Below are 13352 nucleotides of genomic sequence, written 5' to 3'. Positions count from 1 at the left end.
TCGTTTTTGGGTTTCGGGGGTGTACCAGGTAGGAGCATAGGCGGGCAGAGTTGATCTGGGTGATGTTGCGTTGCCGAGGGCCAGCGCAGCCTGGCGGCAGCGGCTACGGGTGGTGGCCTTTGGGGCAGCGCCAGCGATGCCTTTTTGCGTGCAAACAAAAAAGGCCCACCTTGCGGTGAGCCTTCTTCGATACTGCGTATGGTGCGGCACCATGAGTCGAAAAAATCAAATTTTTCCATCAAATACAGTTAGATAAGATCTATGATTATTTAACACTATCCCTAAATGTATCCTTTTGTCTCGAGATTGTTCCGGAAAGAATTTACTCCGATAGTGAATGCATTGATGTTCTCCATGAGCTTCAGAAGCCGAATTTACGATTTCGGCCTTTTAAAAGCTTTTTAAGTCAGGCCGAAATCATGATTTTTTATCAATGCTGGTATATTAGAACTTAAATTATACAAAATTCTCTAAAAACTCAGTTAGCGCGTCACCTTGGGAGTCGACCTGAGATGAAAGCATGCTTATTCCCCATTGGTTAAGAATGGCTTCTTGTACAGGATTCGGCCTAGGAGAGAATATGTAGGAGCGAGGCTGCGCTTCACTGTTGCAGTTGGCTTTCCAGATTTTTGACAGTTTATAAAATAGAAATCTTAAGTTTATATCGGCTAGTCGATAGCCAATAAATAATACCGATTTTCCAAGCACATCGGAGCGTAGCTTGATGTCTAAAGGTGTTTCGAATTCTAGTCTTTCAAAGTAGCTCGTTTCATCAAGTACTATCGAGGTGTCATCATCGAAGTCCCCGTGGAACTTGACTATTTGAGTGCTCCCATGTCTTATCTTGGTTACATCCGATACTGATGCTATTTTGGTATATGGCTTTTCGAAATGATCAAATGTGTGTTCGAGCCAACGATCATAATTTGTAGTGTAAATTATTGGAAAATTAGCTTTTACGATCAATTCATGGATTTTTGACGAACTGATATCAATGGTAGGTGCATGCCAGCTTCGATCCATCCAGCTTCGGAGGGGACCAATATTCCCTTTTTTTATTCTGTAATATTCAGCAAGAGCGTAATTGTCGCCAAACGTTTTGTAAATCTCAGGATCATACCCTAGATCTTGAGCAATCTTGTCGATCAATTCGCCCCAAGAAGGGAGCCCCAGGTTAGTGGATACGCCAGCACCAACGAAAAGTATAACATTGCCTTGTTTAAATGATGATAGTAACTGTTCCATCATATGCTCCCGGCTGTGAGGAAATGTTTAAACTTATCGAATGCAAGGCGTCTCATCGAGATGTCATTTTTTCTATCACCCATTTCCGCGAAAGTTTCAGTAAAGCCTTCTGGGATAAAGACACAATCCCACTGAAAGTCTCTATTTCCTCGAGGGGCTGCAGATATGGTGCCTTTTATTGCACCTTCAAAGAAGTGAATTTTCATAGAGTCGCAATAGCCTATCATCGTTTTTGCGACTAGGTTAGTGTTTTCTCCTGAACCTAATAAAGTTGAAAATTTGTCAGCTTGAAGCTTATCCCAAAAAATTTGTGTTAGCCCACCAGGAAAACCATTGAGGCTGTCAATGTATAGTCCGGTATGCTCTACAAATACTGGTCGGCCGATAATTTTGAAAGCCTTAAGTAATTTATCTCTGACTAAGCTCTCAACATTCTCGGTTTGGATTTCATCAATCGAGTATCGGGCCGCGACGACCTCTACTCCTGTGTCCTGAAGTATTGTTTGAACTTCTTGGACTTTGAAGTTATTTTTTGAAACAAATCTAATTTTCATTCAAGCCTTCCATGAAGCTGTATTTTTTTTGTAGGTAGAACATGTTTTCTAGAATGGTATCGTTATTTGTTTCTTTGTAGAATTCATTATAGTCGTCGCTTATGCCAGCTCCATGAATCGCCGGATTGTCTGAGCAAATAACGAATGGCACGCCGAATTTAATAAACTCGCTTACAGGATGAGACTCGCTTGGCTTTACAGCGCCTGTTAGGCGGTTGCTAATCGGGCATACCTCTACACATATGTCCAGTTTATTCAATAGCTCCATAACTTTTTTTGATTTGAATGCCGCCGTGCCGTGTCCAATCCTATCTGCATCAAATTCATTTATAGCTTCTATGATGTTATGAGGATTGCCAGTTTCCCCCGCGTGTATGGTGACTTTCAATCCGAAGTCAGCTTTTGCTTTTCGATATAATTGAGGAAGTTCAGTTGGAGAGACAGTGTCTTCGTTGCCCGCTAGGTCTAGCCCCACGATTATGCTGGGCTTACCAATGGATACATATGCAGTTAAGAGAGTGCGAAGGTGTTCTGCTGCGTAGTCCCCGCGTGAAACGGTCAGTATCAGTCCGCCTCTAATTCCGTATTTTGAAGAGGCGCTGTCTATTTCTTCGGTTAACCACAAAAGCGCCTCGGGTACGGTTATGTTGTTAAGAAGTGCTAGATAAATTACGCTACTCCGTAACTCAACAAACTTTACATTCTGACTCGCTAGGTTTTCGAATGCGCTAAAAACCATTAAGTTAAGTGCTGTTCGACCCTGGGGGATAAGCCTTAAAACCTGCCAAGGCTTTAGATATGTCTGAAGGTCAGGAGAGGGTGTAAGCCTGGTCAGATCCTTCTCTAAGTCAAAGTTGTCAGGGATTTCTGCTCCTTGCTGCTGCAGTAAATCAATGACTAAGCGGGTACTGACGAGACCATTTAAGTGAACGTGCAGCTCACCCTTCTCCATGTTTTTAGTAAGGTGTTCCATTGTGGTGCTCATCATCTATCAGGATTGGTCTTGAGACAGAGCTATGTTTGTGCGTCGCGGGGTAACATGAGTAGTAAATATATATAAAATTTTACTGGCCATAAGGCTTGCTTGCAGGAGTAAAAAATTAGTGTGGTGATTTTTATACATCCATGCGCTTGAGTTTGTAAGGTTGCTGGGGTGTCCATACCCCATTGTATACAGTAACTCACCATTGTACCGCGTTGGGGGTTTTCAAGAGCTAAGTGCGCGCTCTTCCATGCTTGAACCCATAACGGAAAGTTCAAAGTTGTTAACTTCGGCCATTACATAAGCCAGATGGTGGCTAGTATCATTTGTGATCCATTGCGGGTGGCCGCCCATACATTCTTTTTTGCTGCATTCTAAAATACGTTTATCGCCCCAACTAAACGCCTCCCCCATATAATACCTCGACTCAACAACAGTCTGGGCAAGCCCCCACATTTGTTGACCTTTTCCTGGAAGCTTCATAGAGTGGCCACGTACTATGAAGAAATGTTTATCAATCGTATATCTGATTTTTCCATTGGCGTGAGGATTTCGAATACCTTCGTTACTCGATGGCCCTCGTACTCCATAGTCACTATAGATGACACGCAATTTTGGGCTGCCTTGACGGATCGCTTGCCACACTAGCATTTCTTTGCGTGGGATGATATCTGACGTATCGGGTTTCTTTACAGCTAGATCAATGGATTTAGGTAGTGAGCACCCGGATACAGCAATATAACTGAATGCGTATTTTTCAAGAATGGCAAGAGCAGAATCTACCTTGTCCAGCATATCCTCAACTGACCACCCACTCACGTCGCCAAAATCAATTAAGCAGGAACAGTTATTTGGCTCAAGTGATAAGCCGTCTAGAATAGACTCAATGTTCTCTTCAAAAAAATCGGGTTCTTCAGTGTCTTCTAGTGCTTGAAGATCAAGGCGAATACAGGAATGACTTAAAAGTGCTGGGTCTAAATTTTGTAGTGCCAATCGGTAAGCTTGGTTTTCCCAACGGTCATACCCAATGATCGGACGGATATTAACTCCGAGCGCAGTGAGTCTGCCATAAATGTATTGGACGATATGCTCGCCGGATTCTACAGTCGCTTCTGGTTGCCAATGGAAAGCATCGACCATCGAAGTTCTGCCTTTCCATACAGAGGCAATTCTGTCTGTCATTTCATTTAGGTACGCTGTGGTGAGATTAGCGCAGCCCTCAAAACGTTTAGCTTCAGTAATATTTTTGCCGATACGAGGGATTTCAAATAAAGGGAGAGTTCGATCCGCAGTGACCCTGCTCATTTGAGCAATTGCTTTGATTTCGCTGTCCATTGCTTTGAGAATAGGTATATATCGAGGGGTCATTTGAAAGCCTCGTAATCAGCTGTGGATAAAAATAACGATTTTACTTGGTGCTGCCCTGTTAAGTCTGGAAAGCTACTATAATTCCCTGACTCTTTTCTCAATCTTCCGGCAATTATAGCTGGGTGGATTCTTAGTTCTCTAGCTAGTGCGTCTATATTTTCTCTATTCGGAGAGATAAAAGCCTCACTTCTTCTCCAGATTCCTCTGGGAATAAATGCCTCTCGCGCTAGCCGGTTGGCTTCCGCTTCACGCCGATCCTCCGATTCAGTATTAAGGTCGTCTAAAAAGGCGTCTTCATTTCCGACATGCTTCCAAATATGGGCGACTTCATGAAGCAGCGTGAACCAGAAATTGTCTAGCCTATCGTATCTAAGCGTTAACGCGACGATTGGTGTGCCATCGTTATCTTTCAGAGCGGCACCGTCCAATTGAGTACCTTTAAGGTGGGGCTCAATTACTACTGCTACTCCATGCCTTTCCAAATACTCTACTGCAAGTAGTGGGCCGCGTTCAGACCAGCTAAGTTGTGCAAGTTCTCTTAAGAAGTTACTGGATATATTTTCAATATCAAATTGGCCGAGTTTTGATTTTCTCATGCGTGCGGACTGAATTACCCTTGCTAGCCAAGCATAAAGGGAGTATTGGGTCGTTGGAGATTTTGCTTCTCCTGAAAGCGTTCTTCGAAATGCAGCGGCTCCGAACTGTAAGCCCGCATCTGAGATGAAGTGCTTAACAATATCTTCAGCGGAAGTTTTGGCTTTAAACGAAAAGTTTTGCAGCCACCCTCTGCGTGTCATTTCCTTAATTGGAAATTTTGACCAATCTATATCTTGCTTCGTTTGTTCGTTATCTGGGCTTGACAAACCTATGAGAGTTTCTGCAGATATTCCCAACCCTAGCGACAAGGCTCGAATCATCTGGACAGTTAAAGGTCTTTTTCTGTTCAGAACCTCTGAGACTCGACTGCTGGTACCGAAATAGGGAACAAGGTCTGCCTGCTTTAAGCCCTTTTCTTGCATGCGAAATTGAATTGCATCAATTGGATCTGGCGGCTCAACAGGGTATTTACTATTTTCGTAGGCTTCCAGTAGAACTGTGAGTACTTCAAGTCTGTCGCTATCGGCAGTGTAGAGAGATGGATTTTTGGCCATCAGTACCTGAACTTCTTCAAGGTATGCTCGGTACTGTTCGTCTGTACGGATAACCTTAGTGTCCATGGGCGTCTTCGCTAACTTTTAGATCTGTAATAAGGGCTACACCCTGCGGAAAGACGATTAACAGTTGTATAGTTAAAACGCCATTGCATGCGGGGAATATAAACGTACCATTGCCAGTGCTTTTGGCATTCGGGAACTGAATGCTCACTTCAGTGGGATGCTTCCAGTGAGCGTTCATGACTTCAGAGGCCCAGGTTCGCACCCATTTCTCAATTTCGCTGCCGATGCCTTTCAAGCTGGCTAGCTTTTCACGTCCTATGAGTCGCATATTTTTTCTTCCCAATTTGGGAAGATGATGCTGGTATTCCATTAGGCTGTCAATATCCCAATTTGGGAAATTTAACCGTATGAAGGCGCCCACGTTTCTCCATGAAGGGTTTCGCATGGAGGTTCGTCCGCCTGAGCGCTTTTCGGGAGCCCGCAAGGTCTCCTTGACTCGGCTGGCAGTCAGCCTGGAGGAGCCGATTTGAATGTGCATAGGGTCCAGGCTTTCCCGGCCCTTTTACAAACCAAATGCGCAGTGCTCAGATAGTAGGCCCGCGTATGGGGGGAGTACCGGGCTAGATGAACATCGAAGAACCAGACGAGATGCTTTCGCTGCCAGGTCCACGGATTGTCTCGCTGCCAATGATCGGCGATTGCTGATTGGATTGCCTTCGCCTGCCGGAGGTGACGTTGGCGAGTGGCATGCGACCCGGTTAGGACGCCTGCCAGGAACAGTTCCATATCGAATAGCTTGCTCATGCTCGGCCTCCGATGTAAGCAGATATCACGTCCATGCGGCCGTGCCCCAGCTCATAGCTGATTTGGCCTCGAGCCTTCCGGTCAATATGTCGGCCAAGCTGATAGCAATGACCACCGATGATGGGCGCGGGGTGATGGGTGATTTGCTCGTAGCGTTCGCACGCATAGGCTGCCCGTAATTCGTGGAAGCCTTTAAGGTTGTGCTGATGGAGGATGTGTCGGGCGTGGAGGACGGTTCCCTGTTGGAAATCGAGATAGCTTTCATCTGGTGCAAGTAGGTTGCGGCTACCTTTGGGTGAGACTTGAAGGGCAAACTCCAAAGCTTCGCGGATGCGGCCGTCCGCGGTAATCCAGCGGGGTGCTGAAGCACCGGATCTGCCGCCTTTGGTGCCATCCTGAATGTTGATCCTCCCGAGGCTCTCGGCCTCACGCCACAGTCGGGGTAAATCAGCCAAAATCGCCTCACGCAACCTCATGCCGGTAGCTCGCGCCAACTGAACAATCGCGGCCGCCCGAAACTGTCCACTACTAGACAGCGCATCAACCACCTGCTGAACCTGCGCCCGATTTTGCCCCTGCGGCACCGACTGCCGAATACCGCTGCGCTGCATCCCCAACGCCCTACTCGGACTCGGCACCCGCACATACTGATCACCGCGAAGCGCAGCCATGGTCCGGTTCACACTTGAAATACGATTCTGCCCCGTACTTACCGCGAGCTCACCCCGCTCAACCTGACCACGAACGTGCGCCGCGTAATCAGCCAACACTTGCCGATCAATCCGCCGTGCATCATTGACCCCAGGCCCATCCTCAGACCGACACCATTTCACAAACGTCTGCCACCGATCCGCGTGCGCCTTCACTGTGCCGAAGTGGCCACCGCCGAACATGTCCTTCAGCGCCATCGGCCCGGCATAGCTCAGTTGCCTGCCGTACCCAAAATTCCTGCCATCACGTTTCCCGACTAGCCCCATGCCTGCTGCCCTCTATATATACAGTCCCGGTTCCTCGCCCCACGTCATCCCGCCAAGAATGCTCAGTGTTATCAGGGATCAAGGCCCCTGCGACCTGTGGGGGTGTCCACTTACGCGGGACTGACGGCTCCTTACGACCGGGAGCATGGGCATCTCATGATCTGGCCTCCTGAGCACCGTTACCGGTGGGCGGGTGGAGGCTGCGTTGGCTGACGAAACCAGCGCCGCGAGATCTTGAGTCGGGTGAAGGCAGCAATGCGATGACCGGGGCATGCCTGGCTGTCAGCCAGGTGCAGTCCAACCCTTGGTCTGCGGCACCATCATCTACATCGCTGTTGCTGGTGATTTCGGTGTTTGTCACGCCGATTGTCACGAGGAGGATTGCGGCAAAGCCACGTCCTATATGGGCTGCAGCAGTGGTCTGAGCGCCCGTCTCTTTCCTGGCGAAAGAGACGGGCAAAGGGTTGGCGCACACGAAATGGCCAAGCGGGGAGGTTGCTGCTGGGCATAAGGGTAGGGTGGTTGCCGCAGTGGCAACGATATTGAGTAGGCATCCATCACATGGGTAGTGACCGTACGAGCTACCGGACGCGAATCGTACTTGGGATGAACCGCCTCACGAGGGGCGTGACCTTTCAGGTTTCTGGCCACATTTGCTGCCTCGGCAGCGCTTGCAATGTCTGGTTTACGCCTGTGGACAAAAGTCGTCAAGCGGCCTGATTTCAGATAATTAGCGCCTGTGGATAAAACTATCCTCCGGTGGACAATGTTGGATTTCGACAGACGCTTAGCTGTGCCAGCCGTATTTTTTCAACGGTCGGTCCTTTTAAACGGGGCGGCTTTGCAGCCCCGTTTAAAAGGACCCGCGCGGAGGAGCTTCATGCGGCGCGGCATGTAACTTCAGAACGAGTTTGTAGCGGTGGGGCGGCGGGCTACTCGGCCCACCTGGCACTGCGAATGCGCGTGACGTTCTCACCCGACTGCTTGGCAAATTCATGCGGCGTCACATGGTCCTCGCGGTTTGCCTCCAGAAACCGGCTCCACCAAGTCATGATCATCCGACGCTCCTCAAGGAACTCGGCCTTGTGGATATACGCGGCGCGCACATTGTTGCGCTCCTTATGGCTCATCTGGCGCTCGATGGCCGTCTCCGACCACAAGCCGGACTCGATCAACGCACTGCACGCCATGGAGCGGAACCCGTGGCCGCAGATGTCTACCTTGGTGTCGTAGCCCATCGTCCTCAAGGCAGCGTTCACCGTGTTCTCGGACATCGGTTTCCATGGTTTGGCGTCTCCGGCAAACACTAGGTCGAATTTGCCGGTGATCTTGTGGATCTGCTCCAGCAAGGTCACCGCTTGCGGGGATAAGGGTACAAGGTGAATGTCTCCTGCCATTTTTGTACCCCGTGTGGAAAAGGGTACGCCGTCCAGCGCTGGGCGGGTGTCGGGGATCTCCCAGATACCGCGCTTGAGGTCAAATTCATTCCAGCGAGCGAAGCGCAATTCGCTGGAGCGCACGAACACGTGCAAGGAGAGCATCACCGTCAGCCGCGTTAGGGCCCTGCCGCGATAGGTGTCTATGAGTTCCAGCAGTTCTGGCAGGCGAGCCAGTGGCAGTGCTGGCCTATGTTTTACGCGGGGGGCCTTTATTGAGCCTTCGAGATCGTGCGCCGGGTTCTGGGTGATCAGCCGGAGCCGTTTGGCTTCCCGCATTATGCTCTGGAGGTAGTTTTGTACCCTTAAGGCAACGTCGATCGTGCCGCGCTTCTTGATTGCCTCAAGCGGCGTCATCAGGTCGTGGGTATCCAGATCGACGATGGCTCGGGCGCCAATCAAGGGGAAGACGTGAGTCTTGAGCCGGCTCAGTACGGTTTTGGAGTGGCCGGGCGCCCACTTGGCAGACATTTCCCTGTGCCAGTCCAACGCTACGTCTTCGAATGTGCGGCCGTTGATAGCAGCCGTGGTCTTGGCGTCACGCTTTGACTCAATGGGATCAACGCCATTCGCCAGCTGCCTTTTCGCCTCGAGCCGTTTCCGTCGTGCATCGGCGAGGGTTATCACCGGGTAGTTGCCGAAAGAGGTCAGGCCCTCTCGCCCGTCAGGCTTCACATAGCGAAAACGCCAGCCCTTGCGGCCATTCGGTTGAACGAGGAGGTAGAGCCCGTCGCCATCGAAGAGCTTGTAGGCGCGGTCTGCAGGCTTTGCCGAGCGGCAAGCGGTGTCGGTAAGAGGTGCGGTTGTACGCGACATAAGGGTACTCCTTATTATCGAATTGAAACCTACCCTAATCTTTACCCTTAAAAGTACTGGCTGCCACCGGAATCCGACGGAACGCCAAAACGAAAAAACCCGCCAGAAGGCGGGTTTTTCAAGGGTTGCAGAGATTTTGAAAGCCTTCTCTGGAACCTCAAATGGTGCCGGCACCAGGAATCGAACCCGGGACCTACTGATTACAAGTCAGTTGCTCTACCATCTGAGCTATACCGGCATGTGAGGGCGCTGATTATAGCGACTCGTCGGCCCTAGGCAACCCCCAATTTGCACTATTTTCATGGCAACTGCTGCCACCGCCAAAAACGCTTATGCACAATCCCCCGGTGAACAGACCAAACGCCCCCTAGCGCGGTGCCGATTTTGCACTCTTTGCGCAAATGGCTGTTTTTGCTGCGGAATAAATGATGAACAAAAAATGACCAGTTGGAAAACTTCGTTGGATCCAGCGATTTTCTTAGCTTGCTGGGGATTCTGCCCACAGAGTTATCCACAGGCTGTGTGTTAGTTTTGAAACGATTCTGGGCGTTCTGCCAGCAGCATGAGGTTGCGGGGGGTGAGCTGGGGTGTGCAGAAAACGCCCAGCCGTACCTGGTAGCCGTTTTCCTGCAGGAACAGGGCGCGGTCCAGGGTTAGCCATAGCTCCAGCGGGCGGCGGAACAGGTTGCGCACCAGCTCCAGGTTGCGCACTTGGGCCAGGCGTTGCCAGCCGTTGGCTTCGGCGGTTTGCCAGGGGATGTCCACAGGCAGCGGGACGCCTTTCAGCTGTGCCAGTTCGCGGCAGTAGTCTGGGAAGGGTTTGGCTAGCCAGGCGCTGGGCAGCGAGGGGGTGGGCAGGTAGGTGTCGGTGCCGCTTGCCTGGCGTTGCAGCAGGTCGAAGGCCAGGCGCCAGGCCATGGACTGGTCGCGCTGGCGGCGGACGCGGGCGCCGGCGGTGACGGTTTCGCTGAGGGGCAGGCCGAGGTCGTCGCGGCTCAGGCGCAGGGCGCTGGTGGCTGCGGTGCTGGAGAGGGGCTGGTAGTGGTCGGCGGCGGTGCGGTTGTAGCAGCAGGGGGCGATGGCCAGTTGCGGGCAGCCGTCGGCGGCGGCGCGTTGCAGCAGGCGTACGTGCAGGTCGCCGCAGGCGTGCAGGGCTACGGCGGCTTTGTCCACAGGCAGGTGGCAGTCGGCGGCCATGACGTCTTGCAGGCGGTGGTCGGCGCTGAGCTGGTGGTGCTGGCTCAGGGCCTGGCCGGCGTCGACCAGGGCGGGGTCGTATTCGTAGCAGGTGAGGCTTTGCGCTGGCTGCAGCAGGCGGCGGCCCAGGTGGCCTTTGCCGGCGCACCAGTCCAGCCAGCCGTGGGTGGGGCGCTGGAAGGTGAGGGCGTCGGCGAAGGCTTCGATTTGTTGCCATTTACGCCCGGGCACATCGACGTTGAGGCGCGCGTGGCAGGGTTGCAGGGCGCCGGTGGCTAGCGTGGGCAGTTCGCTGAGGGCGGCGGCCTGGGCGGCGATGGCGGGGTAGGGCGCGGGGGCGTCGAGCAGTTCGGGATGGTTGTGCTCGGCTTCGGCCTGTTCCAGGGTGCGCTTGCGTAGCCAGCTGGCCAGTTGCGGGTGGGCGGTTTCCCACGGCAGGGTGAGCTGGGTGAAGGGCTTGGGGCGCCAGAGGGGCTGGTGGGCCAGCAGGAAGGCGTCGAGGGCCTGGAAGTGGGTGGCAAGGTTCATGGGGTGTAACCCTCGTAGCAGCTGCCGCCAGGCGGCGTCTTCGGTGGTGGGGCCGGACGCGGCCTGGCGGCCGCTGCTACGGGGGTTGGGGTAGCGGTTACCGGCCTTGGCAGGCGTCCACGCGCAACCAGCGCTCCAGGCCTTTGAAGCCTTGCACCAGCACGAACGAGATCAGCAGGTACAGTACGCCGGCGGCGAAGAAGATTTCCACCGGCAGGTAGGTGCGGGCGATGATGGTACGCGCCATGCCGGTCAGGTCCAGCAGGGTGACGGTGCTGGCCAGGGCGCTGGCCTTGAGCATCAGGATCACTTCGTTGCTGTAGGCCGGCAGGCCGATGCGCACGGCGCGCGGCAGCATGATGAACAGCAGCGCCTTGGTGCGCGACATGCCCAGGGCGCGCGCGGCTTCGATCTCGCCCTTGGGGATGGCCTGGATGGCGCCCCGCAGGATCTCGGCAATGTAGGCGGCGGTGTGCAGGGTCATGGTGGCGGCGGCGCACCAGAATGGGTCACGCAGGTAGGGCCACAGGGCGCTGTGGCGCACGGCGTCGAACTGCGCGGCGCCGTAGTACACCAAAAACAGCTGCACCAGCAGCGGCGTGCCGCGGAAGAAGAAGATGTAGCCGTAGGGCAGGGCGCTGACGTACCACTTGCGCGAGCTGCGGGCGATGCCCAGCGGCACGGCCAGGATCAGCCCGGCCAGCACGGCAATGGCCACCAGCTCCAGGGTCACGGTGGCGCCCTGGGTGAGCTTGGGCAGCCACTTGATGATTACTTCCCAGTTCATTGCGCGGCCCTCGTGAAGCCGCGTGCGGCGTATTTTTCCATGAAGTGCATGCCGATCATGGCCAGCACGGTCAGGCCCAGGTACATCACCGCGGCCACCATGTAGAAATTGAACGCCAGCTTGGTGTCGGTGACGGCGTTCTGGGCGTTGCGCATGATTTCCTCAAGCCCGATGACGGAGACCAGGGCGGTGTCCTTCATCAGGATCATGAACAGGTTGCCCAGGCCCGGCAGGGCGATGCGCCACATTTGCGGCAGGATCAGCCGGGTGAAGATGCGCAGCTTGGACAGGCCCAGGGCCTGGCCGGCCTCGCGGTGGCCCTTGGGGATGGCGATGATGGCGCCGCGGAACACTTCCGTGGCGTACGAACCAAAGCACAGGCCCAGGGCGATGACGCCGGCGGCGAAGGGGCTCAGGGTCAGCTCGGGCATGCCCAGCCAGCCGCCCAGCGCGGCCATCATGTTGACGGTGCCGAAGTACAGCAGCAGTACCCACAGCAGTTCGGGTACGCCGCGCACGATGGTGGAATAGGTGCCGCCCAGCGCTTGCAGCGCCTTGTAGGGCGAGGTCTTGGCGAGCGCGCCGAGCAGGCCCAGGACCAGGCCCAGGCACAGGGCCGACAGCGCGAGTTTGACAGTCATCAGCGCGCCAGCCGCCAGGGCCGGGCCGAATCCGTGGAGATCAATGTTCATGGGCAGGCTTTTTTGAGGACCAGCCGCCGCGCACCGGGCGCGGCGGCAGTCGGGCAGGTCATTCGATGCTGAACGGGAAGTACTTGTCGTTGATCTTCTTGTAGGTGCCGTCGGCCTTGATTTCCTTCAGGGCGGCGTTCAGCTTCTCACGCAGGGCGTCGCCCTTGCGCACGGCGATACCGATCTTGTCGCTCTGCTCCACAGGCTCGCCCTTGAACTCGTAGTCCTTGCCGGCTGGCGATTTCAGCCACTCGTAGTTGGCGTACTTGTCGGCCAGGATGCCGTCCAGGCGGCCCGAGGTCAGGTCCAGGTAGGCGTTTTCCTGGGTGTCGTACAGTTTCACCTGCACGTCCGGCATGTTGTCTTCCAGCCAGGTGCCCGACAGGGTGGAGCGCTGGGTGCCGATGATCTTGTCTTTCAGCGCGTCCTTGTCCACCTTGAAGTCGACGTTCTTGGCGGCGATGAACTGCAGCTTGTTGGTGTAGTAGGGGTCGGTGAAGTCAACGGCCTGCTTGCGTTCGTCGGTGATGGACATGGACGAGATCAGGAAGTCGAACTTCTTGGCGTTCAGGGCCGGGATGATGCCGTCCCAGTCGGAGGTGACGATTTCACACTCGACCTTCATCTTGGCGCACAGGGCCTTGCCGATGTCGGCGTCGAAGCCGACGACGTTGCCGCTGGCGTCCTTGCTGTTGAAGGGAGGGTAGGCGGCTTCGATGCCCATCTTCAGGGTGTCGGCCATCACGTTGGCGCTCATCGCCAGGCTGGCGGCAACGGCCAGGATCAATTTTTTGTAAGTCTGCATGCGT

12 protein-coding genes and 1 tRNA gene are annotated in these 13352 nt (G+C 53.9%); all 13 read right to left on the bottom strand.

Translation table 11 applies throughout. From position 1 onward, the window contains the following. Window positions 1–456: 456 nt before the first annotated feature. Window positions 457–1245 (bottom strand): SIR2 family protein, encoded by a 789-nt coding sequence (locus tag AC0Z2B_RS01830; RefSeq protein WP_476294888.1) that lies wholly within the window; start codon window positions 1243–1245, stop codon window positions 457–459. Continuing rightward, window positions 1245–1799, bottom strand: a complete 555-nt coding sequence (locus tag AC0Z2B_RS01825) for a non-canonical purine NTP pyrophosphatase (RefSeq protein ID WP_476294887.1) — start codon at window positions 1797–1799, stop codon at window positions 1245–1247. Before AC0Z2B_RS01825 ends, AC0Z2B_RS01830 begins: the two co-directional genes overlap by 1 nt. Then, window positions 1789–2772: an adenosine deaminase family protein gene (locus AC0Z2B_RS01820; protein WP_476294886.1), complete on the bottom strand. Its 984-nt coding sequence runs from the start codon at window positions 2770–2772 to the stop codon at window positions 1789–1791. Before AC0Z2B_RS01820 ends, AC0Z2B_RS01825 begins: the two co-directional genes overlap by 11 nt. Before the next feature lie 234 nt (window positions 2773–3006). Beyond that, window positions 3007–4149, bottom strand: a complete 1143-nt coding sequence (locus AC0Z2B_RS01815; RefSeq protein WP_476294885.1) for a beta family protein — start codon at window positions 4147–4149, stop codon at window positions 3007–3009. Further along, window positions 4146–5366, bottom strand: a complete 1221-nt coding sequence (locus AC0Z2B_RS01810; protein WP_476294884.1) for an ImmA/IrrE family metallo-endopeptidase — start codon at window positions 5364–5366, stop codon at window positions 4146–4148. The genes AC0Z2B_RS01815 and AC0Z2B_RS01810 overlap by 4 nt, the downstream gene beginning before the upstream one ends. Further along, a complete protein-coding gene (locus tag AC0Z2B_RS01805) occupies window positions 5356–5727 on the bottom strand; it encodes a type II toxin-antitoxin system HigB family toxin (RefSeq protein WP_476294883.1) in 372 nt (123 codons plus the stop codon). Before AC0Z2B_RS01805 ends, AC0Z2B_RS01810 begins: the two co-directional genes overlap by 11 nt. Before the next feature lie 379 nt (window positions 5728–6106). Next, a complete protein-coding gene (locus AC0Z2B_RS01800; RefSeq protein ID WP_476294882.1) occupies window positions 6107–7087 on the bottom strand; it encodes an integrase domain-containing protein in 981 nt (326 codons plus the stop codon). A gap of 932 nt (window positions 7088–8019) precedes the next feature. Continuing rightward, on the bottom strand, window positions 8020–9339 hold the full coding sequence (locus AC0Z2B_RS01795) for a tyrosine-type recombinase/integrase (RefSeq protein WP_476294881.1): 1320 nt from the start codon (window positions 9337–9339) through the stop codon (window positions 8020–8022). 162 nt (window positions 9340–9501) lie between these two features. Then, window positions 9502–9577: transfer RNA gene (locus tag AC0Z2B_RS01790), tRNA-Thr, on the bottom strand. Window positions 9578–9864: 287 nt separating this feature from the next. Continuing rightward, window positions 9865–11064 carry a methyltransferase gene (locus tag AC0Z2B_RS01785; RefSeq protein WP_476294880.1) on the bottom strand — a complete coding sequence of 400 codons (1200 nt, stop codon included), beginning with the start codon at window positions 11062–11064 and terminating at the stop codon, window positions 9865–9867. A 97-nt stretch (window positions 11065–11161) separates the two neighbouring features. Next, complete coding sequence (locus AC0Z2B_RS01780) at window positions 11162–11851, bottom strand: ABC transporter permease (protein WP_416421972.1); 690 nt, start codon at window positions 11849–11851, stop codon at window positions 11162–11164. Further along, a complete protein-coding gene (locus tag AC0Z2B_RS01775; RefSeq protein ID WP_416421973.1) occupies window positions 11848–12543 on the bottom strand; it encodes an ABC transporter permease in 696 nt (231 codons plus the stop codon). The genes AC0Z2B_RS01780 and AC0Z2B_RS01775 overlap by 4 nt, the downstream gene beginning before the upstream one ends. Before the next feature lie 58 nt (window positions 12544–12601). Next, window positions 12602–13348, bottom strand: coding sequence for an ABC transporter substrate-binding protein (locus AC0Z2B_RS01770; RefSeq protein WP_416421974.1), 747 nt, complete (start codon window positions 13346–13348; stop codon window positions 12602–12604). Window positions 13349–13352: the final 4 nt, after the last annotated feature.

The sequence above is a fragment of the Pseudomonas sp. GYB4201 genome (assembly GCF_056312595.1).
This window is presented reverse-complemented; position numbering and strand designations above follow the sequence as displayed.